Origin of the sequence: Mariniflexile soesokkakense (assembly GCF_039650365.1) — a bacterium.
Classification (GTDB): domain Bacteria; phylum Bacteroidota; class Bacteroidia; order Flavobacteriales; family Flavobacteriaceae; genus Mariniflexile; species Mariniflexile soesokkakense.
Genome location: NZ_JAZHYP010000009.1, coordinates 24,799 through 45,152, shown reverse-complemented (window position 1 = coordinate 45,152; position 20,354 = coordinate 24,799). Strand labels below are relative to the sequence as shown.

Sequence of the window (20,354 nt, the reverse complement as noted above, 5' to 3'; positions counted from 1 at the left end):
TTACAAGTTTGCTTCGGCTTCAAAAGATTTTACTAACATGCCCGCATAAGCTCCCGGAACTGGTTTTTTAAGCAAAATTGTTCCATTGGGCAACCCCTGTAAAACGACTTTGGTTTCAGAAAAATAAACAGGCGTTACAGGCATAGTATCTAATAATCCATCTTTAATTACAAAAACTTGTTGGTCATCCAATAATAAATTCCTATCAACCTCAATAGCATCTTGAACAGTGTCCCCATCAATATTTGCTTCTAAATAAATGCCTTCTTTTAAGTCTGGGTTTTTAACATCAATATAGGCTGTAATAGTTTGTGTGGTTTGATCAACACTTCCATTTACCCTCGAAATTATACCTTGATAGCTTTCCGTCTTATTTAAATTACTCAACTCTACAGTTTCACCAACTTTTAATAAATTCGCATACGATTTACTTACGTTCACTTCCATTTCATATTCAGAAGGGTCGATAAATTCACCAAGTTTTTGACCATTTCTAATTAAGGTGCCTTCGGTTACTAAAGCTTCGGTTAAAATACCAGAAAAAGGGGCGGTTATTATATATTTTGATAAGCGTTGTTCTAAATTTTTCAAATTGTAATAATTTGAAACAATACCGCGCCCTGTAATAAAATAGTTTTCCTTTTCTGAAGACATTTCAGGTAATTTAAGAGCGGTTTTATTTAAATCGAATGCATTAAGATAATTTTGCCATTTTTGATAAACTTCTGGAAAATCAAGTCTTAAATCGGGCATAATGGCCGCAATGGAATTATATAAATTGCTTTTTGAAGATTGTACATTGGCATAATGTTCAGAAGCATCTATCCGGATTAAAGATTGGCCAGCACTATATTTCTGCCCCGGTTTAAACAATATACTGCCTGATTTAAAAATCCCTTGAACTTCAGAATAAATCTCAACACGACGCTTTGCTACCAAACTGCCATTTGCAGGTATTTTAACCTGAACTCCCCCATTTTTAACAGTATCAACAAATACTGTTTTCACCACCTTTTCTTGAACAGGTTTGGGTTTATCTTTACTAGCTATTAGAAATTTTGCAAGAAAAATGGAGGCTATAATTAATAGCACTCCAAGTACAGAAAGTATAATTTTACGCATTTACTTAACATTGTTGGTGTAGTGCGTAAATTTACCTAATAAGTAGTGTTGAAAAGTTAAAAAAACCTTAAAACTTAAGAATCGTGGGCTTCAATCTCTAATTGAATATCTTCCCATTTATCCATGGAATTTTGTAAATCGAGCTTTAGCTTTTGATACTTATCAAAGAAATTGGGTTTAGAAGTCACCATTTCATAATTGGTTTCAAGTTCTAAATCAATCTTTTTAATATCGCGCTCTAACCTATTAATTTCAGCCTCCACGTTGCTTAATCTATTGTTTAAAGATTTTAGCTTCTTTTGGTCGTCGTAAGATTGTTGTTTCTTTTCCTTAGGCGTTTCTTTAACTACAGTTCGTTTCTCAACTTCACGTAAGCTTTCAACATTGCGTTGTTCTAAATAGTAATCTATATCACCTAAGTATTCTTTTAGTTTATGGTCTTTAAACTCATAAACTTTGTTGGTTAAACCTTGAAGGAAATCACGATCATGAGATACTAAAATCAGCGTACCTCCAAACTTTTTCAATGCATCCTTCAACACATTTTTAGATTTGATATCTAAGTGATTTGTAGGCTCATCCATGATCAATACATTAAATGGTTGCAGCATTAATTTTGCCAACGCCAAACGGTTACGTTCGCCTCCAGAAAGTACACGCACGTATTTTTCAGCTTCATCACCTCTAAATAAAAACGAGCCTAAAATATCACGAACTTTGCTTCTGTTGGTTTCATTAGCAGCATCAATCATGGTGTCTAAAACCGTTTTGTTGCCATCTAAATACTCTGCTTGATTTTGAGCGAAATAACCAATTTGAACGTTATGCCCTAATTTTAAATGTCCATCGTACTTTATATCGCCCACCATAATTTTGGCCAAGGTAGATTTACCTTGTCCGTTTTGCCCAACAAAAGCCGTTTTACTATCGCGTTCTATCAACAAACTCACGTTTTTCAACACTTGGTTGTTGCTGTAGCTTTTAGAAATTTTCTCAATTTCTACAACCACTTTTCCTGGAGTTATGGACACTGGGAAATTAAGCGTCATGACGCTGTTGTCATCTTCATCTACCTCAATTCTATCAATCTTATCCAGTTTTTTAATAAGTGATTGTGCCATAGTGGCTTTTGATGCTTTGGCTCGAAACTTTTCGATAAGCTTTTCGGTTTGTTCTATTTGTTTTTGCTGATTTTTTTGAGAAGCTAATTGTTGCGTTCTCAATTCTTCGCGCAATACCAAATACTTTGAATATGGCTTTGGATAATCGTAAATTCTACCCAAAGAAATTTCAATAGTTCTATTGGTTACGTTATCTAAAAACATTTTATCATGCGATACAATGGCAACGGCCCCTGCATAGTTTTTCAAAAAACCTTCTAACCATATAATAGATTCAATATCCAAATGGTTTGTAGGCTCATCCAATAGTAATATATCATTATTTTGAAGTAATAATTTTGCAAGTTCAATACGCATGCGCCATCCACCAGAAAAAGTATCGGTTAGTTTTCCAAAATCCTCACGTTTAAAACCTAAGCCTTGAAGAATCTTCTCTGTATCTCCTTGGTAATTATAACCTCCTAAAATTTCGTATTGATGTTGAAGCTCATTAATATCAACCATTAATTGGTGGTAACCTTCACTTTCATAATCGGTACGTTCTGCCATTTGGGTATTAACGGCATCCATTTTAGCTTCTAATTGTTTAATTTCTGTAAACGCTTCGTAAGCTTCTTCAAGTACAGTTCTCCCTAAAACAAAATCAATATCCTGTTTTAAAAAGCCAATTTTAAGCTCTTTATCTGCAGCAATTTGCCCAGTATCTGGCTCCATTTCTTTCGATAAAATTTTAAGCATGGTTGATTTTCCTGCACCATTTTTACCAATAAGCCCAACCCTATCGCCATTAACCAGTTTAAATGTAATATCTTCAAACAAGTATTCGCCTTGAAATGAAATCGATAAATTGTGAATGTTCATCATAGAAATGTAACTTTTGCTACAGAATTTAAATTATTAAAACCGTATTTTTGTTCTGTAATTGCAGATGCAAAAGTACATTAAATTATATGTTTAAAAAAGGCTCAAAATTATATAGTATTTTAACAGGAACTTGTCCAAAATGTCATGAAGAATCCATGTTCAAAAACAAGAATCCGTACATCCTTTCCGAAGCGTTAAGCATGCACGAAACATGTAGTAATTGTGGGACGAAATATAAAATTGAACCTTCGTTTTTTTACGGTTCTATGTATGTTAGTTACCCAGTAGGCATTGCTTTTGCTACTGCCGCTTTTGTAATTTCATTCTTTGTTTTTAAAGCGAACATTAATGTTGTATTTATCTCCATAATTGCAACTCTTATTATTTTTATGCCAATAATTTTAAGGCTATCCAGAAATATTTGGATCAACTTTTTTATGCACTACGATAAAACACTAGCTAAGAAAAAATCCAATTAACAATTAACAAAATTAAAAAGCGATTATAATAAGTATTCATAAATCGTTAATCAAAAACACAACCTACTTATATGTTACCACAAGGGGTCGGGTACCCGTTACAAGCACTCGCTCCCTGGCACAGTTAATACGATATGCTATATTAAAACTAAAATCGAGCAATATCAATTTCCTTTTCCAAAGGCCTACCGTTTTCAATAAAATTATAAAGCTGTTGCCCTACATAAGGCCCAATCATAACCCCACGCGTGCCCAAACCGTTTAAAACAAACATGTTTTTATACTTAGTATGCTGACCAACCAACGGACGTCTATCTTTTACCGTTGGGCGTATTCCCGCTACTTGATTCACTACTTCGAATTCACAAGTAATTAGTTTTTTAAGCTTAGTTTCAAGTTCTTCTTTAGCTACATCTGTAACTTCTGCACTTAAATCTTTCCATTCGTAAGTGGCGCCAACAATATACAAATCGCCTCCCAACGGAATTAAAAACACCCCTGCCTTTAAAACATAGTCCATTTTTAAATCGGGAGCATGTATGGTTAATAATTCGCCTTTTGCTGGCACCAATGGTAAGTCTTTAAAAAACGGATTTTGTTTTACACCAAAACCTTCAGCAAACACAATATGTTTTGCTTTTATGCTTTCATATTGAACAGTATCTGCTTCCATCTTTAAATCATTATAGTTAAAAACAGATTCAACAAATAAACCATGACGCAATAAGTATTTTTTATAAGCTTCTATTAATGTTTTCACATCTATACGACCGGTTTCTAACACTTCACCATACCCAAAAGCAGCGTCAATGAACGGGTTGTAGTTTTTAATTATTTTTGAAGAAAGGTATTCAGAAAGTATCGGCTTATCAGAAGCCATAAACCAATCATTTTGTTCTTCTAGAGATGCAAATTTTCGATATACTGGAATTTTACAATCTAACTCCAAACCCAATTTTACTTCTAAATTAGCATACATAGGTAATGCTAAATCAAGTTGCTCTTTACATTTCCAAACAGGCGTAAAGCGCTTTAAAACTACAGGATTATACAAACCTCCGGCAACAGTTGATGATTGTTGCGATGCATTATCAAAAACCACAAACGTTTTATTGTTGGCCCTCAATTGCTCACAAAAACTAATGCCTGCTAACCCACTTCCTACTACTATATAATCTACTTCCTTCATGTTGCGAAGATAGTAAGATTTGTAGGTTTTATAGGTTTCGACTGCGCTCAACCTGACATATTGTTTATAAAAAAAGCCCACTTTAAAAGCGGGCTTTTTTATTTATTATAAGATGATTCCAATTAATATGTCCACATATCTAATTCAAAATCTCTAATTTTCTCTTTAATTCTTTCAGACTCAAGTAATTGCATTAAAGCATTATCTGATATGTATTCTGTAACAGCTCTATCGCCTTGTACATTTTCTTCTTTGTAAATATAAGCTTGAAAACGTCTTGCATTCAACACATGATCGAATGAAAATGGCATTGAACTGTTTTTATTATTAAACGATTTAGCTTCGTGTAACACCCCTCTAGCATCAGGGAAAAACACCCAAAATAATTCTACTAAATCTGGATTTTCAGAATCTATAAAGTTAACGTCTGGAGCTACTGGAGCAATTCCTAACAATCTGTATTTCATTTCAGCTTGACGCTTATCGAAATACCAAAGCCCTTTAATATGATATTCTGTTATATCTGCAGCAGTAATATCTCTTCTATTAATATACTCTGCTGATAATTCTTCACCTGCATTTAGTTGTTCAACACCCAATTCGGTAGTATCAACTTTTACTAATGCTGCTTCAATATCTTTTAAAGTACGCTTTGTTTTAAAATAAGAATCATCATAAATGTTTTTAATTTTACCATTTTTAATGTTCTTCATAAGCACATCATATAAACAACGTCTGTCACTACCAATATTATTAGTATCTATTGGATAATACAGTGGAAAGTTAGCACGTTCGTCTAAAATAACTTTTTCCCAAACCATCTTAGAAAAAAGAATATCCCTGTCGTCTACATAACCATATTCTAATGGTTTATCATTATCTATGGCCTTTTGAGCAGCTGTTCTAACCCCAATTTCTTGAGGACTTTTAGCGTTTAGTATATTGGCTTGAGCAAATACGCTTGACACTGTAAAAACAGCTGTTACGGTTAATAAAAAACTTTTTAAATTCATGTGCTTATCTTTATTGTTATTTCAATGGTAACATGTGACATCCTTATTTCTTTTTCCAACTAACCTTTAGTCTATTTCAATAAGGATGTTTTATCTTATTATACATTTTTAATCACTAGAGAATTAACAAAATGCCTATTATAAAGATATTAATTTGTAAGCTCTATAATGATTGGAGACACTTTTTTAAGTATCACGCTAACACCACTAGCTTTAGCTTCAATATCGAATATTTGAACATCTGTTCCTCTTTTAGCTTTAAGTAATGCTGATTTAGCTCTACTATCTAGCTTATTTCCATTTACATCAATGGTTGGTTGACCAGGTACTTTAAATTTAAACCCAGTTACGTTTAATGGTAATTCGAAATCGAAATCATCAAACTTAGCTCCTACGGTTGAAATTTCAAGAGCGTTACGTTGCATTTGTATAGCACCATCTTCACCTCTTATAGTTCCTGTTGGTTTTGGTAAATCCTTAATTCTGAATGTTGCTTTATCACCAACAGTTTGCCCGTCAATTTTACCAGTAACATTAATTGTAACTTCTCTACCTTGAATTCTTGTAGCATCCATTACGTACTTGCTACCGCTCACTTTACTTAAACCTTGTGCAGAAGCATTTACATTGTTATCTGCAATACCAGCAAAAGAGATCGTCATTGGGTTTTGTACGCCACGGTAAACCACGTTCATTTTATCGGCTGAAATAGTTGCTGCATTTGGTTTAGCTACGGTTGCGAATGAAGATTTTACTGGAACAGCTAATTCTGAACCATCTTGAGCAAAATATAAGTTACCTTCTATTTTGTGCTCACCTACACCACCAGTACCTATTTTCAATTTCACCTTACCATCTTCAATCGAATATTGGCTTGCATCAAGCTTTCTACCATCCAATGTTAATTCTACTCTACTAGGTTTTGTAGAAGCATCTTTACGCCCTAATACAATTTGACCATCAAACTGCTCCCCATTAAAGTAAGCTGATTTTGAAGTTTCCATTAAGGTTGTATAGTTTGTCATAGACACCTCGCTAGCAAGCGTACCTTGTAACATGGTTGATAGCACTTCCGATTCAGTCGTTTTGATATCTGCTTGAAGTTGTGTCATTTTAGTTAATGATGCCACTAAAGGAAATCCTTTGTAATGATAACTTAACCATTCTTGCTTAATACCATCTCTATTGGTAACTTTATCTGTGCTAAATTTTTCTTTTACATCTTTAACAACATTTTGCATACCTTTTTCATTGCCTAAAATTTTTGCAACACCGTCTCTAAAAGCTGCCATTTGAGATAAAAACTCTTCACCTTCTGGTTTTAATTTTTCACCTTTAAAGAAGTTTTGGTCAAGGTAATCGCCCTTATCCATAACTTCGTAATCGGTAGGATCATCAATATTAGCTACCATTTTTCCTTTTAATTCTTCTAAGTAAGAATCAAACTTTGTTGCCAAAACATCAATTTTTGCTGCTTTAGATTTTAAAGACACATACTTTTCGGGTTGGTCTTCAGCTTTTTGTTCTAAACTAGCCATGAAAGCATTATTTCTTTCACTTGTAGCTTGATTAGACTCGGTAAGCTTTTCGTTCATTAATCCGAATGCTGAAAGCACTTCCTTAGACATATTTAATGCTAGCATTGCTATAAATATTAAATACATCAGATTAATCATTTTCTGTCTGGGTGATAAATTTCCTCCTGCCATGTCTAATTAGGTTTTTGGTTAATTATTAAAATTTGGGATTAACTCCTAATTAGTTTTTGTTCATAGCAGACAGCATACCACCGTATACGCCATTTAATGATGATAAGTTAGATGCTAAAGATTTCATTTGTTCTTTCAATTGAGCCGCATTTTCAACAGACTCCTCATTAATTGTCGCTTGTTTGCTAATGCTTTCTAACTGCACTTTATATAAACTGTTTAAAGATTCCATTTGAGCTGCTGCCAATGATAATTCTTCACCATATTTTTTAGAAGCTTCAATAGAATTTGCGCTAGATGACATGTTTTTTGCTGCCCCTTCAAAGTTTTTAATACTTTCTCCTAAACTTGCCATTAATTCACCATCAATTTTTGCGTCTTTTAATAACTCGTCTAATTTTTTTGATAACAAACCTTGTGGGTTTTCGCTTTTTTCTTTTTTACTTGTTTCTCCTCCAGCTAATTCTGGGTACACTAAAGACCAATCTAATTCGCTATCTACTGGTTCGAATGCAGATAATGCAAAAATAATTGCTTCGGTAACAAGACCTAATGTTAACATAGCGTTACCTGTAATAGGCCCAAACTCCATGTGAGTAATTTTGAAAAGCGCTCCAATAATTACAATTGCCGCTCCTAATCCGTAAGCCATATTCATGAACTTTTTACTTGCTTTTGACTGTGCCATAATTTTCGATTTTTAATTTAAGTAAATACTTAAGTAGGTTAATTAATAGGTTAAATTTATTATTGATTTGATTAATTTTTTAATTGGTTTTACTTCTTTTTTCCAGTTACTTGTGTCCCCATGTAATCTTGAACTGTTCTAAAACCAATGTAGCTTCTTGCAGAATCTGCATATTCGTAATCTCTTGAGCTTACCTGTAAAAAGTATGCCACATCTTTCCAAGACCCTCCTCTAACAATCTTACGTTGATTGTTTTTGTCATTAACACTTGGGTTAATGGTTGATGTATATTCATAAGACGACGGATCGTATGAAGCGTTTACCCACTCTGCTACGTTACCTGCCATATTATATAGGTTGTAATCATTTGGTTCGTAAGACTTCGCTTCTACTGTGTATAATGCTTGGTCTGCTGCATAATCACCTCTTACAGGTTTAAAGTTTGCCATAAAACAGCCTCTATCACTTTTTGTATAAGGACCACCCCATGGATATGTTGCAGCTTGCAGACCTCCACGAGCAGCATATTCCCACTCGGCCTCAGATGGTAATCTAAAAGTATTTACCATTGCTGCACCTTTTCTAGATTTTTGATATGAGTTTTTCTTAATGGTTCTCCACTCACAAAACGCTTTAGCCTGTTTCCATGTTACTCCTACTACAGGATACTCACTATAAGCATCATGCCAAAAGTAGTCGTTATGCATTGGCTCATTATAAGAATAAGCGAAATCTCTTATCCAAACTGCTGTATCTGGATACACCTCTACTTCTTCTTTCATTATAGCGTCACTACGCTTAATACCTCTATTTCTTGCTACCTCTTGGATATCCATATAGCTGTACTGAAACTTGAACTTTTTAACATCCCATGTACGTTGCCCGTTATAAGAATCCTCTAACGGCAAATACATCGTATCCATTACTTCAGTATAATATTCATCTGGATAATCAGACGTATCAAAAATTAAATCAATATCGCGATTAATCTTTCTTCCCTCATACCCTGTTGGACCTAAACCTGTATAGTTTTCGAACATGTATTTTTCGTAAACTGACATATTAGCTGTATCTGCATCTTTGAAAGCAAATTCGCCAATACCACCATCTTCAGGCACTTTTCCAACCTCATCGGCCAAAACAGCCAACTTCATTCTAATAATAGAATCTCTTACCCAATTAACAAATTCGCGGTATTCGCTATTTGTTATTTCTGTAGCATCCATATAAAAGGCTCTTACGGTTGCGGTTTTTGCAGGAGCATCTTGTACACCGGCTAAATCGTCATCACCTTTACCCATTATAAATGCGCCACCAGGAATAAGTTCCATTCCATAAGGCTTTTCTGGGTGCCATTTTTTTCCTTTAACACCAACTAACTCGCCCTTGTCATTTGAGCCACAACTAGCTAGCATTGTTATTACTGCGGTTAATAATATAAACTTCTTCATATCCATAGAAAACTCGAGGTTAATTATTTAAGCTTCATTTTGAGAGCGTAAACATATTTATATATTTTTTAAAAAACAACTTTTTTAAAGAAAAAAATACATTTCATCGTAAAAAAATAACATTTTACCGATGAAATGTACACTTCAGCAGTTATTAGTGTTAAACACAATTCTTTTGAAACGCTTTATACCAGCGATCTGGCACCTTATTGTTGCATGCATCTAGATAATCTAGATGCATGCAAGGTAATAACGTATGTCTCTTTAATTTATTATTAATTTCTGTTAAAAAAGGAATTTCAATCCACCATCTGCCCGTTTTATTACTTTTATAAAACACCAACTCTTGTGAATCTACCAAGGTTATAAATTTTTGATAGTTACTATCATCTGTAAAATCATCATCTTTCACCCTAAAATTAACACCTTCAATAAAATACCAAAGCATTTGAGACATGAGCATACACGTCATATCATCATCTTTTGATGGCTTATACTCGTAAATACCAAATGAACTCACCTTATTACTTATACCCGCATAACGGGCTATAGCACAAATCTCCTTTCCATCTAATCCGTTTGGTGAAAACTTTTGATTTAAACTAACTTCTGAACCTTTTACAGCACTTAAATCGATACTTACAATATTAGCATCTCGCATTACAGGTTCTACTAAAGTAATATCTTTTGAAACCGAACCCAATCTGTAAGATTCAAAATAAAGACTATCCATTAAATCTTTTTCTTCTTGCGAATTAAAATACGTTTGAAAGCCAATAGTAGCATAATTAAAAAGATTGTAAGGCTGATCTAAAATTATTTTACCTACAAAACTGTCGTTTTTTATTGGCTTTGTAGAATCTCCCAAATCGAACTTGCAATCTACATTTACAATGTTTACCATGGGCATAATAGTATCGTAAGCTCTGTAATTTGGATACGTAAGATCTTGGGTGCCACCTATAATAATAGGTATAATATTTTTTTTAATTAAAATAGCAATGGTGGTTTTTAAAGCAAAATAGGTATCTTCAACACTTTCTCCTTTGTTAATATCACCTAAATCGGCCATTGTGGTATGCCAACTTCCTGGAAAAAGACTATAAAAGGTTTTTCGAATTTCGTTTAACTGAAATTCTTCACCTATATAATTAACATCATTTCTATTTTCAAGAACGCCTAGAATAGCAATATTAACACCTTCTAAATCTGGAATTCCCTTTTGCGCAGAATGAATTCTAATTTTTCTACCTAATGCTTGCAAAGAAAGCAACTCGTTATGAGCCAAAACCACATCTGAAACAGGTGAAAGAAAATTAAAATTCATTTAAAATGTACTGTTTTATATAAAGTGTTGACTTTTTCAATTTGCATGATTACAAATATCATAAGAAATAGTGACTTATTGCATGCGGTTAACATAAAAATAATCTGCTAAAAATTAAAAATCAATAATTCAAGATGCAACTTTTTATCTTTTGTTTAATACCTTAACAATTATTTTTTCTTAGCAGTAGGCTTCTTTTTAACCGCCTTTTTCTTTGGTGCTTTGGCTTCTATTAGTGCTTTTGCTTCTTCTAAAGTCATTTTGGAGACATCTACAGATTTATCTAACTCTACTTTTATTTTTCCTTTAAGCACATTGTGTCTTCCCCAACGGGCTTTTTCAACACGAATACCTTCATCTTCCCAATTATGGATAACCTTATCTATCTCTTTTTGGATTTTGGTTTCAATAAGTTCAACAATATCATTATCAGATAGATTATCCCAATCGTATTTATTGTTCACATTAATGAACATATTGTTCCATTTGATAAAGGGTCCAAAACGTCCTTTTCCTTTTTGAACAGGTAATTTTTTGTACGTGTAAATAGGAGCATCGGCCTCCTCTTTTTCTTTAATTAAAATAGTGGCGTCATCTAACTCAACGCTTAAAGGATCCACACCTTTTGGCAAAGAAACAAATACGTCTCCAAACTTAACATAAGGTCCGAAACGCCCATTATTTACCTCAACCTCTTCACCTTTATAAGTGCCAAGATTTTTAGGCAATTGAAATAAATCCATTGCTTCTTCGTAAGTAATGGAGTTTAATTGTTGGTCTGGACTTAAACTTGCGAATTGTGGTTTGTCTTCATCATCAGGTGTTCCTATTTGTACCATAGGACCAAATTTACCTAAACGCACACTTACTTGTTTTCCGGTTTTTGGGTCGGTTCCCAGAACACGTTCACCAGATTCTCTATCGGCATTTTCCTGAACATCTTCTACTTGTGGATGAAAGTCTTTATAAAATTCTTTCATCATTTTAATCCAATTTTCTTTCCCTTCAGCAATGTTATCAAAGTCTTCTTCAACTTTAGCCGTGAAGTTATAATCTAAAATATGTTCAAAATGATTCACCAAAAAGTCAGTTACAATCATACCTATATCGGTAGGCACTAATTTTCCTTTATCAGAACCTACTTTTTCGGTAAGTGTTTTGTCTTTTACTACACCTTTTTTTAATGTAAGCTGTGAGTATTCGCGTTCTACTCCATCGATAGCTCCTTTTTCAACATAGTTTCTATTTTGAATGGTTGAAATAGTTGGCGCATAAGTAGAAGGGCGTCCTATACCCAATTCTTCTAACTGCTTCACCAAAGAAGCTTCGGTATATCTGTAAGGCGGACGCGTATAACGCTCGGTAGCTGTTATATAATTATTAAGCAGCGCTTCATTGGTTTTCATAGCAGGAAGCATACCTTCTTGCTCAACATCCTCATCATCAGTACTTTCCAAATACACTTTTAAAAAACCATCAAATGTGATAACCTCTCCATTGGCGGTAAAAGTCTCGTTATGTGTAGACGCTGCAATTTTAACATTGGTACGTTCCAATTCCGCTTCACTCATTTGCGATGCAATGGCACGTTTCCAAATTAAATCGTATAAGCGGGCTTGATCTCTATCGATATCTACGGAATGGAGCGCAAAATCGGTAGGACGTATAGCCTCATGCGCTTCTTGTGCACCTTTAGCCTTACCTGTATAATTTCTTGTTTTACTATATTTTGAACCGTAAGCACTTTCAATTTCTGCTTTGGCGCCTTTTTTAGCTTCGTCTGATAAATTAACGCTATCCGTTCTCATATAAGTAATTAAACCCGCTTCGTATAGGCGCTGTGCCATCGTCATGGTTTTACTTACTGAAAAATAAAGTTTACGGGATGCTTCTTGTTGTAATGTAGATGTGGTAAAGGGTGCAGCTGGTGATTTTTTAGCTGGTTTTTTCTCTAAATCTGAAACTTTAAAAGTTGCTTTTGCATTTTTTTCTAAGAATTTTTGAGCTTCTTCTTTAGTTGAAAATGTTTTAGGCAATTTCGCTTTGAATGTTTGCCCTTCCTCATTTGAAAATTCGGCATCAATTCTATACGATGCTTCCGCTGTAAAATTTTGAATATCGCGTTCGCGTTCTACAATTAATCTAACAGAAACCGATTGTACACGACCCGCAGATAAACCTCCTTTTACTTTACGCCAAAGTACTGGAGATAATTCATATCCTACAATTCTATCTAGTACACGGCGTGCTTGTTGTGCATCAACCAAATCGTAATCGATTCCTCTTGGGTTTTCAATCGCTTTTTGAATGGCTGTTTTAGTAATTTCATGAAAAACAATACGTTTCGTTTTGTTTTTATCCAATTTTAAAGTTTCTGCTAGATGCCATGCAATCGCTTCTCCCTCTCGATCTTCATCACTTGCTAACCAAACCATATCGGCATTTTTAGCTAAGTCTTTTAGTTTTTTTACAACTGCCTTTTTATCTTTTGAAACTTCATATTTTGGTTTAAAATCCCCCTCTACATTCACACCCAATTCCTTTGAAGGAAGATCTGCTATATGCCCAAAGCTAGACTCTACCTTAAAATCTTTTCCTAAAAATTTTTCGATAGTTTTTGCCTTTGCAGGTGACTCTACAATTACTAAATTCTTCGCCATACTTGATTTTTTCTAGCTACAAATGTATATGAAAAAAAGTTTATCTGCCTAATTTTAGGGATTATCTGTTTTCTATTTAAATAAAAAAGCCTGTTTTTAGATTGCAAAAAACAGGCTTTTTAAAGAGATTTACTATTTATTCGTAAGACATCCCATAACCTTGATTGTCTTCTTTTTTATCGAAACCTACAGAATCTTTATATATAAAGTACACTGGTAAATATGAAAATGATGAAGTAACGTAAATACCTATGCAACACATTAACACACCTACAATTCCTGCCAATAAGCTAGATATAAATATCAATCCGAAAGTTAGCAACCATTTTTTATTTCCTAGCCTAAATCCTGCTTTCACTATTTCAGAAGTTGATAAATCCGGATTAAACGCAAATATCACATTCATTAAAGTTACTGGAATCATCACATAAAAAACTGGTAGAACACATAGCAACATTGCTAAAATTGTAATTCCGAAAGTAGCCAAAGACAGCTTTACCACTTTTCCTAAATATGGCTTCTTTAAATAGTAGAAATAATCATCGGCACCCATTTCTTCTAAATCTTTTAACTTACAAATCCTAAAAAATGAAGCTTTCATACCAAAACCAATTACCATGGCAAAAAATGAAAACACAAGTACGAATATGAAAAACGGAATCATAAGAAATGGACTGAAATCCCCCATGTTTTCCATGTTTTGAAATGATTGCGGGTCAATCAACCCCATTCCTAACATTGGTAAATACATTATTAAATAAAAAGGCACCATTAAAAGCATCGTCAATAACAACATGACTAATCCTTGCACCCATACTTTTTTAAATAATTCGATAGATTGGTTAAAAATAGTACCGAAATCTAAACTTTTGGCTTTATCTATTTTTTCTAATAAACTATTAATTGTATTCATTTGCTTCAAATATTGGTTAGTTTTAATCAAAGTAAATGCTTTCCTGCATATTTTCAAAATTTAATAAATTTTTAAATATGACACTTTGTCACAAAACATAAATAAATTGTATCTTTGCATGCTTATTGAAAATACGTGTTTCAGCAACCTATGGAAAAGATAATAGACGAAAATAAACAAGGTGAATTATTAGTCCTTGAACAAAAAGAAGGTAACAGGCGTAAACTTTTTATTGAAAGTTACGGTTGCGCTATGAATTTTAGTGATAGCGAGATTGTGGCTTCAATTTTAACAAATCAAGGTTATAACACCACACAAAATCTAGAAGATGCCGATTTAGTTTTGGTAAATACATGCTCTATTCGTGATAAAGCTGAACAAACAGTACGCAAACGTTTAGAAAAATACAACGCTGTAAAACGCGACCATAACCCAAAAATGAAAGTGGGTGTTTTAGGATGTATGGCTGAACGCTTAAAAACAAAGTTTCTTGAAGAAGAAAAAATTGTTGATTTAGTTGTTGGTCCTGATGCCTATAAAGATTTACCAAACCTATTAGCCGAAGTTGATGAAGGTCATGATGCCATCAACGTTATTCTTTCAAAAGAAGAAACTTATGGTGATATTTCACCGGTGCGTTTAAACAGCAATGGTGTAACTGCTTTTGTATCTATAACGCGTGGTTGTGATAATATGTGCACCTTTTGTGTAGTACCTTTTACCCGTGGACGCGAGCGCAGTAGAGAACCTCAAAGTATTTTAGAAGAAATTAACGATTTAGCAAAAAAAGGATACAAAGAAGTAACGCTTTTGGGTCAAAATGTAGATAGTTACCTTTGGTATGGTGGCGGTCTGAAAAAGGATTTTGATAAAGCAACCGATTTACAAAGAGCAACGGCTGTTAATTTCGCTAATTTATTAGACTTATGCGCTAAAGCACAACCTAAAATGCGTATTCGTTTTTCCACGTCCAACCCACAAGATTTAACGATGGATGTGGTTGAAACCATGGCAAAACACCAAAACATCTGTAACCATATTCATTTACCAGTACAAAGTGGTAGCAACCGCATTTTAAAAGAAATGAACCGTTTGCACACACGCGAAGAATACATGCAATTAATAGACAATATTAAACGTGTTATTCCAGATTGTGCCATAAGTCAAGATATGATTGTTGGTTTTCCTACCGAAACTGAGGCCGATTTTCAAGATACTATATCGTTAATGGAATATGTGAAATATGATTTTGGATACATGTTTACGTATTCAGAGCGTCCAGGAACTTTAGCTGAACGTAAAATGGAAGACGACGTTCCTGAACCAGATAAAAAACGAAGACTTGCCGAAATAGTTGAACTTCAACAAGAACATAGCGGTTTTAGAACCAGACAAAACTTAAACACGGTTGTTGAAGTTCTTATTGAAAAAGAATCCAAAAAATCTGATGTACATTGGTCTGGAAGAACCCAACAAAGTTTGGTAACAGTTTTCCCTAAAGGCGACTATAAAATTGGCGATTTTGTAAACGTACAAGTTAACGATTGCACCAGTGCTACCCTTATAGGTGAAGCTATTGGGTATTCAATTAACAATTAATAACAATAAAAATGTCTCCTCGAGCGCAGTCGAGAGGTCTTAAGAGGTCTCGACTGCGCTCGACCAGACTAAACAACTTTAAATGGAATCAATTCAAGCTATAAAACAACGATTTGGTATTATTGGCAATTCGCCTGCACTAAATCGCGCCATAGAAAAAGCGATTCAAGTATCACCAACCGATATTTCGGTTTTGGTCACTGGTGAAAGCGGTGTTGGTAAAGAAAGTATTCCGAAAATAATACATCAATTATCTCACAGAAAGCACAATAAATACATTGCGGTAAACTGCGGTGCTATTCCCGAAGGCACGATAGACAGTGAACTTTTCGGTCATGAAAAAGGGGCGTTTACAGGCGCTTCACAAACCAGGGAAGGCTACTTTGAAGTAGCCGATGGTGGCACTATTTTTTTAGATGAAGTTGGAGAACTTCCTCTTACCACACAAGTACGTTTATTACGTGTTTTGGAAAATGGCGAGTTTCTAAAAGTAGGTTCTAGTAAAGTACAAAAAACCAATGTACGCATTGTAGCGGCTACCAACGTAAACATGTTTGAAGCCATTGAGAAAGAAAAATTTCGTGAAGATTTATATTACCGTTTAAGTACGGTAGATATTCATTTACCCCCTTTACGCGACAGGCAAGAAGATATTCATTTATTGTTTAGAAAATTCGCCAGCGATTTTGCTTTAAAGTACAAAATGCCGACCATCAAATTAACCGATGCCGCCATACAAACGCTTTTAAAACACCGTTGGGGCGGCAATGTGCGCCAGTTACGAAACATCGCAGAGCAACTTTCAGTTTTAGAACAAAACAGAACCATTTCAGCTGAAATCCTAAAAAGTTATTTACCTGCAACAGGCAGCAATTTACCTGCTGTTATTAAAACATCGAAGTCTGAAAGTGATTTTAGTAGTGAACGTGAAATTCTCTACAAAGTATTGTTCGATATGAAAAGCGACTTAAACGATTTAAAGAAGCTTACTTTAGAACTTATGAAAAATGGCAACACTAAAGATGTTGAAAAAAACAATGAAAGTTTAATTCAAAAAATTTATGGTGATGACGAAGATGATGCCGAATACGAAGAAGATACTATAGAAAACAACGAGGTGCTCTCCATACCAGAACACAGCGCAAACCATACAACTCCTGAAACTTTAGACAAGTATCATTTTGCTGAAGAAATTGAAGAAGAAGAAACCTTATCGTTACAAGACAAAGAATTAGAATTAATAAAAAAATCGCTTGAACGCCACAGCGGAAAGCGTAAATTAGCAGCAGCCGAATTAGGTATTAGTGAACGTACTTTGTACAGAAAAATAAAACAATACGATCTTTAAATAAGTTTTCAGTCGCAGTTAACAAACAAATTAAACAAATAGACGTTTTACAATTATGAAAACAAATTTTACACTGAGCAAGCCTGCACTGAGCGCAGACGAAGTGAAGTGTTTTAATTAATATGAAAAAAACAATAATTTACGTTTCTCTTTTCGCCTTTAGTTTTTTACTTTTTGGCTGTGGTATTTATTCATTCACAGGCGCATCGGTGCCGGCAAATGTAAAAACCTACCAAGTAAACCGTTTTGAAAACAATGCACTTTTAGTAGAGCCTGGTTTAGAACGTGACTTTAAATTAGCCTTAGAAGATTTAATTCAAAACCAAACTAATTTAAACTTAGTGCAATCTAACGGCGACTTGGTTTACGAAGGAGAAATAACCGATTACCGCATTTCGCCAACTACAGCAACCTCACAAAACACAGCAGCACAAAATAGATTGACCATAAGTGTGAAAGTTCGTTTTTTTAACAGAAAAAAAGAAGATGATGATTTAGAACAATCCTTTTCGTTTTTTTACGATTATGCGGGAAGCGCCCAACTAATTGGAACTACTAAAGCAACAGCACACGAAGAAATTTTTGAACGTTTAACCCAAGATATTTTTAATGCTACTTTAGCAAAATGGTAGATGGATGTTGGGTTTTTGGTTTTAGGTGTTGAGTACTTGGTATTGAAAATTAAAATTTTAAACTAGCTTTGAAACTATAAACTTTAAATCTCTGTAACTTTGAAGCTTTGAACAAAAAATGAACAACACCGATTTTACATACATACTTCAGCATCCGCAAAGCATCACGCACCAGCAAACCGAGGCTGTAAAATCTATTATTGATGAATTTCCTTATTTTCAATCGGCACGTGCCCTATATCTTAAAGGTTTAAAGAACGAAAGCAGTTTTAAATACAATCAAGAACTTAAAACCACTGCTGCTTATACCGCAGACCGTAGCATTTTATTTGATTTTATAACTTCAGATGTATTTGTTCAAAATGAAATTTCAGAATTCATCAAACAAAACACAGCACATTTAAAAGATATTGAAATTGACATTGAGGACATTTCAGTAAATAAAAGTGTAAAAATTGACGATGCCTTAAAGCAACAAATCATAGCAACCATTGGGGTTTTAGACCCTTCTCTGTTTAAACCCAAAGAGGAACAAACACAGAAAACAACCGATTTTATTTTAGATGAATCTGAAAGTATTGAAATTGTTTACAAAAAAACAGAAACTCAAGAATCCTCTGATACCGATATATTAAAACTAGGGAAGCCACTTGATTTTGATAAAAAGGAAACACATTCTTTTAATGAATGGTTGAATTTAACACGTCTGCAACCTATTGAAAGGAATGATCATGCTGTTGCAGAAGAACCCAAAGCACCAGAAACCACTTCAAACACAGATAAACTTAAAAAGTTTGAGCTTATTGAAGAATTCATCAATAAAAACCCAAAAATAAATCCTACAACATTTTTGCCTTCAAAAGTAAATCTTGCCGAAGCGCAAATGATACAACCCGAAGCCTTAATGACCGAGACTTTGGCACGAATTTATGTTGAGCAAAAAAACTATAAAAAAGCAATTCAATCTTATAAAATTTTAAGTTTGAAATATCCAGAAAAAAGTAGTTTCTTTGCAAACCAAATTAAGGCAGTAGAACAATTACAAGAACAAAATAACAAGAAATAATGAGTACGTTTACAATATTTTTAGCATTAATAGTTGTGGTAGCATTTTTACTAATCGTAGTAATTATGGTTCAAAACCCTAAAGGTGGCGGATTATCTTCATCTTTTGGTGGCGGTGGCACACAACAATTAGGCGGTGTAAAAAAGACAACCGACTTTTTAGATAAAAGCACATGGACATTAGCAACTTTATTGCTAATATTAATTTTATTATCTAACGTTGCTATTAACAGAGGTGGTGAAAGCGCAGACTCTAAGGCTTTAGACCTAGATGCTACAACATCACAACCTTTACCAACACCAGCACAACCTGCGAACAATACTGCTCCTGCAGAATAATTTGCACTATTATAAAACAAAAAATGCCAACTTTAACCAAGTTGGCATTTTTTGTTGCTGTAAGTTTGTCAGTTACCAACCATTGGCACACTTTTAGAATAGTAAATACCCGTTAACATTAATTTTTTAAACTTAAAAATATATTACAAATGGCATTAAACATTAAACCATTAGCAGACCGCGTTCTTATTGAACCTGCTCCTGCTGAAACTAAAACAGCATCAGGAATTATCATTCCAGATAACGCTAAAGAAAAACCACAAAAAGGAACAGTTGTTGCTGCTGGAAAAGGCACTAAAGACGAGCCTATTACCGTAAAAATTGGCGACACTGTTTTGTATGGTAAATATGCTGGTACCGAACTTAAATTAGAAGGTAAAGATTATTTAATGATGCGCGAGAGCGACATATTAGCTATTATCTAAAAGCGATACGCAATAGGCTTTAAGCTATAAGCATGAGAGATTTTAAAAAGTATCATATTTGGAATTTGGGTCATGAATTAACATTAGAAATTTACTCTATGACTAATTCGTTTCCAAAAGAAGAAATTTACGGTTTAACCTCTCAAATAAGAAGATCTTCAGCCTCCATACCTACAAATATTTCAGAAGGTTGTGGCAGAGATTCAGATTTAGAATTCAATAGATTTCTAACGATAGCATTAGGGTCGGCAAGCGAAACCGAATACTTAATCATTTTAGCAAAAGACTTAGGTTATATAGAAGATAATCAAGCTAATGCACTAATTGAAAAAGTAAACGTAATTAAAAGTAAAACACATCAATTAAAACAAAAAATTAAAATAGCTTAAGGCATAAAGCCTAAAGCATAA

18 protein-coding genes are annotated in these 20,354 nt (G+C 34.0%); 8 read left to right on the top strand and 10 right to left on the bottom strand.

Going from position 1 to position 20,354, the window contains the following annotated elements:
• Together VP395_RS14445 and VP395_RS14440 are read right to left on the bottom strand one after the other, a co-directional pair.
• Positions 1-1,122 (bottom strand): efflux RND transporter periplasmic adaptor subunit, encoded by a 1,122-nt coding sequence (locus tag VP395_RS14445; RefSeq protein ID WP_346242733.1) that lies wholly within the window; start codon positions 1,120-1,122, stop codon positions 1-3.
• A gap of 74 nt (positions 1,123-1,196) precedes the next feature.
• Complete coding sequence (locus VP395_RS14440) at positions 1,197-3,107, bottom strand: ABC-F family ATP-binding cassette domain-containing protein (protein ID WP_346242732.1); 1,911 nt, start codon at positions 3,105-3,107, stop codon at positions 1,197-1,199.
• A gap of 86 nt (positions 3,108-3,193) precedes the next feature.
• On the opposite strand from VP395_RS14440, the gene VP395_RS14435 reads away from it, so the two are divergent.
• The gene (locus VP395_RS14435; RefSeq protein ID WP_346242731.1) at positions 3,194-3,586 is read left to right on the top strand and encodes a DUF983 domain-containing protein; all 393 of its coding nucleotides are present in this window, start codon (positions 3,194-3,196) and stop codon (positions 3,584-3,586) included.
• A gap of 148 nt (positions 3,587-3,734) precedes the next feature.
• Here the strand turns inward: VP395_RS14435 and VP395_RS14430 are convergent, their stop codons facing one another.
• The 8 genes from VP395_RS14430 to VP395_RS14395 form a co-directional block, all read right to left on the bottom strand.
• Positions 3,735-4,775 carry an NAD(P)/FAD-dependent oxidoreductase gene (locus tag VP395_RS14430; protein WP_346242806.1) on the bottom strand — a complete coding sequence of 347 codons (1,041 nt, stop codon included), beginning with the start codon at positions 4,773-4,775 and terminating at the stop codon, positions 3,735-3,737.
• Between the two features lie 122 nt (positions 4,776-4,897).
• Entirely contained in the window at positions 4,898-5,788 is an 891-nt protein-coding gene (gene porN, locus VP395_RS14425; RefSeq protein WP_346242730.1) for a type IX secretion system ring subunit PorN/GldN, read from the bottom strand.
• A gap of 149 nt (positions 5,789-5,937) precedes the next feature.
• Positions 5,938-7,497, bottom strand: coding sequence for a type IX secretion system motor protein PorM/GldM (gene porM / locus VP395_RS14420; RefSeq protein WP_346242729.1), 1,560 nt, complete (start codon positions 7,495-7,497; stop codon positions 5,938-5,940).
• 49 nt (positions 7,498-7,546) lie between these two features.
• Positions 7,547-8,185 (bottom strand): type IX secretion system motor protein PorL/GldL, encoded by a 639-nt coding sequence (porL, locus tag VP395_RS14415; RefSeq protein WP_346242728.1) that lies wholly within the window; start codon positions 8,183-8,185, stop codon positions 7,547-7,549.
• Between the two features lie 89 nt (positions 8,186-8,274).
• Positions 8,275-9,636 (bottom strand): T9SS ring complex lipoprotein PorK/GldK, encoded by a 1,362-nt coding sequence (gene porK / locus VP395_RS14410; protein ID WP_452299623.1) that lies wholly within the window; start codon positions 9,634-9,636, stop codon positions 8,275-8,277.
• A gap of 160 nt (positions 9,637-9,796) precedes the next feature.
• A complete protein-coding gene (locus VP395_RS14405; protein ID WP_346242726.1) occupies positions 9,797-10,963 on the bottom strand; it encodes a formimidoylglutamase in 1,167 nt (388 codons plus the stop codon).
• A 170-nt stretch (positions 10,964-11,133) separates the two neighbouring features.
• Entirely contained in the window at positions 11,134-13,623 is a 2,490-nt protein-coding gene (topA, locus tag VP395_RS14400) for a type I DNA topoisomerase (RefSeq protein WP_346242725.1), read from the bottom strand.
• A gap of 136 nt (positions 13,624-13,759) precedes the next feature.
• A complete protein-coding gene (locus tag VP395_RS14395) occupies positions 13,760-14,536 on the bottom strand; it encodes a hypothetical protein (protein ID WP_346242724.1) in 777 nt (258 codons plus the stop codon).
• A 150-nt stretch (positions 14,537-14,686) separates the two neighbouring features.
• On the opposite strand from VP395_RS14395, the gene miaB reads away from it, so the two are divergent.
• The 7 genes from miaB (at position 14,687) to VP395_RS14360 (ending at position 20,333) form a co-directional block, all read left to right on the top strand.
• A complete protein-coding gene (miaB, locus tag VP395_RS14390) occupies positions 14,687-16,135 on the top strand; it encodes a tRNA (N6-isopentenyl adenosine(37)-C2)-methylthiotransferase MiaB (RefSeq protein ID WP_346242723.1) in 1,449 nt (482 codons plus the stop codon).
• A gap of 82 nt (positions 16,136-16,217) precedes the next feature.
• The gene (locus tag VP395_RS14385; RefSeq protein WP_346242722.1) at positions 16,218-17,483 is read left to right on the top strand and encodes a sigma-54 interaction domain-containing protein; all 1,266 of its coding nucleotides are present in this window, start codon (positions 16,218-16,220) and stop codon (positions 17,481-17,483) included.
• 122 nt (positions 17,484-17,605) lie between these two features.
• Complete coding sequence (gene lptE / locus VP395_RS14380; protein ID WP_346242721.1) at positions 17,606-18,115, top strand: LPS assembly lipoprotein LptE; 510 nt, start codon at positions 17,606-17,608, stop codon at positions 18,113-18,115.
• A gap of 118 nt (positions 18,116-18,233) precedes the next feature.
• On the top strand, positions 18,234-19,181 hold the full coding sequence (locus tag VP395_RS14375; RefSeq protein ID WP_346242720.1) for a hypothetical protein: 948 nt from the start codon (positions 18,234-18,236) through the stop codon (positions 19,179-19,181).
• Positions 19,181-19,519: a preprotein translocase subunit SecG gene (secG, locus tag VP395_RS14370; protein ID WP_346242719.1), complete on the top strand. Its 339-nt coding sequence runs from the start codon at positions 19,181-19,183 to the stop codon at positions 19,517-19,519. The genes VP395_RS14375 and secG overlap by 1 nt, the downstream gene beginning before the upstream one ends.
• Before the next feature lie 149 nt (positions 19,520-19,668).
• On the top strand, positions 19,669-19,944 hold the full coding sequence (locus tag VP395_RS14365) for a co-chaperone GroES (protein WP_346242718.1): 276 nt from the start codon (positions 19,669-19,671) through the stop codon (positions 19,942-19,944).
• A 32-nt stretch (positions 19,945-19,976) separates the two neighbouring features.
• Positions 19,977-20,333 carry a four helix bundle protein gene (locus tag VP395_RS14360; protein WP_346242717.1) on the top strand — a complete coding sequence of 119 codons (357 nt, stop codon included), beginning with the start codon at positions 19,977-19,979 and terminating at the stop codon, positions 20,331-20,333.
• The last annotated feature ends 21 nt before the right edge of the window (positions 20,334-20,354 follow it).

What these genes read in the sequence shown, in the direction of transcription:
- VP395_RS14445 (WP_346242733.1), bottom strand. Translation starts at nt 1,122, where the DNA reads ATGCGTAAAATTATACTTTCTGTACTTGGAGTGCTATTAATTATAGCC.
- VP395_RS14440 (WP_346242732.1), bottom strand. Translation starts at nt 3,107, where the DNA reads ATGATGAACATTCACAATTTATCGATTTCATTTCAAGGCGAATACTTG.
- VP395_RS14435 (WP_346242731.1), top strand. Translation starts at nt 3,194, where the DNA reads ATGTTTAAAAAAGGCTCAAAATTATATAGTATTTTAACAGGAACTTGT.
- VP395_RS14430 (WP_346242806.1), bottom strand. Translation starts at nt 4,775, where the DNA reads ATGAAGGAAGTAGATTATATAGTAGTAGGAAGTGGGTTAGCAGGCATT.
- porN (WP_346242730.1), bottom strand. Translation starts at nt 5,788, where the DNA reads ATGAATTTAAAAAGTTTTTTATTAACCGTAACAGCTGTTTTTACAGTG.
- porM (WP_346242729.1), bottom strand. Translation starts at nt 7,497, where the DNA reads ATGGCAGGAGGAAATTTATCACCCAGACAGAAAATGATTAATCTGATG.
- porL (WP_346242728.1), bottom strand. Translation starts at nt 8,185, where the DNA reads ATGGCACAGTCAAAAGCAAGTAAAAAGTTCATGAATATGGCTTACGGA.
- porK (WP_452299623.1), bottom strand. Translation starts at nt 9,636, where the DNA reads ATGAAGAAGTTTATATTATTAACCGCAGTAATAACAATGCTAGCTAGT.
- VP395_RS14405 (WP_346242726.1), bottom strand. Translation starts at nt 10,963, where the DNA reads ATGAATTTTAATTTTCTTTCACCTGTTTCAGATGTGGTTTTGGCTCAT.
- topA (WP_346242725.1), bottom strand. Translation starts at nt 13,623, where the DNA reads ATGGCGAAGAATTTAGTAATTGTAGAGTCACCTGCAAAGGCAAAAACT.
- VP395_RS14395 (WP_346242724.1), bottom strand. Translation starts at nt 14,536, where the DNA reads ATGAATACAATTAATAGTTTATTAGAAAAAATAGATAAAGCCAAAAGT.
- miaB (WP_346242723.1), top strand. Translation starts at nt 14,687, where the DNA reads ATGGAAAAGATAATAGACGAAAATAAACAAGGTGAATTATTAGTCCTT.
- VP395_RS14385 (WP_346242722.1), top strand. Translation starts at nt 16,218, where the DNA reads ATGGAATCAATTCAAGCTATAAAACAACGATTTGGTATTATTGGCAAT.
- lptE (WP_346242721.1), top strand. Translation starts at nt 17,606, where the DNA reads ATGAAAAAAACAATAATTTACGTTTCTCTTTTCGCCTTTAGTTTTTTA.
- VP395_RS14375 (WP_346242720.1), top strand. Translation starts at nt 18,234, where the DNA reads ATGAACAACACCGATTTTACATACATACTTCAGCATCCGCAAAGCATC.
- secG (WP_346242719.1), top strand. Translation starts at nt 19,181, where the DNA reads ATGAGTACGTTTACAATATTTTTAGCATTAATAGTTGTGGTAGCATTT.
- VP395_RS14365 (WP_346242718.1), top strand. Translation starts at nt 19,669, where the DNA reads ATGGCATTAAACATTAAACCATTAGCAGACCGCGTTCTTATTGAACCT.
- VP395_RS14360 (WP_346242717.1), top strand. Translation starts at nt 19,977, where the DNA reads ATGAGAGATTTTAAAAAGTATCATATTTGGAATTTGGGTCATGAATTA.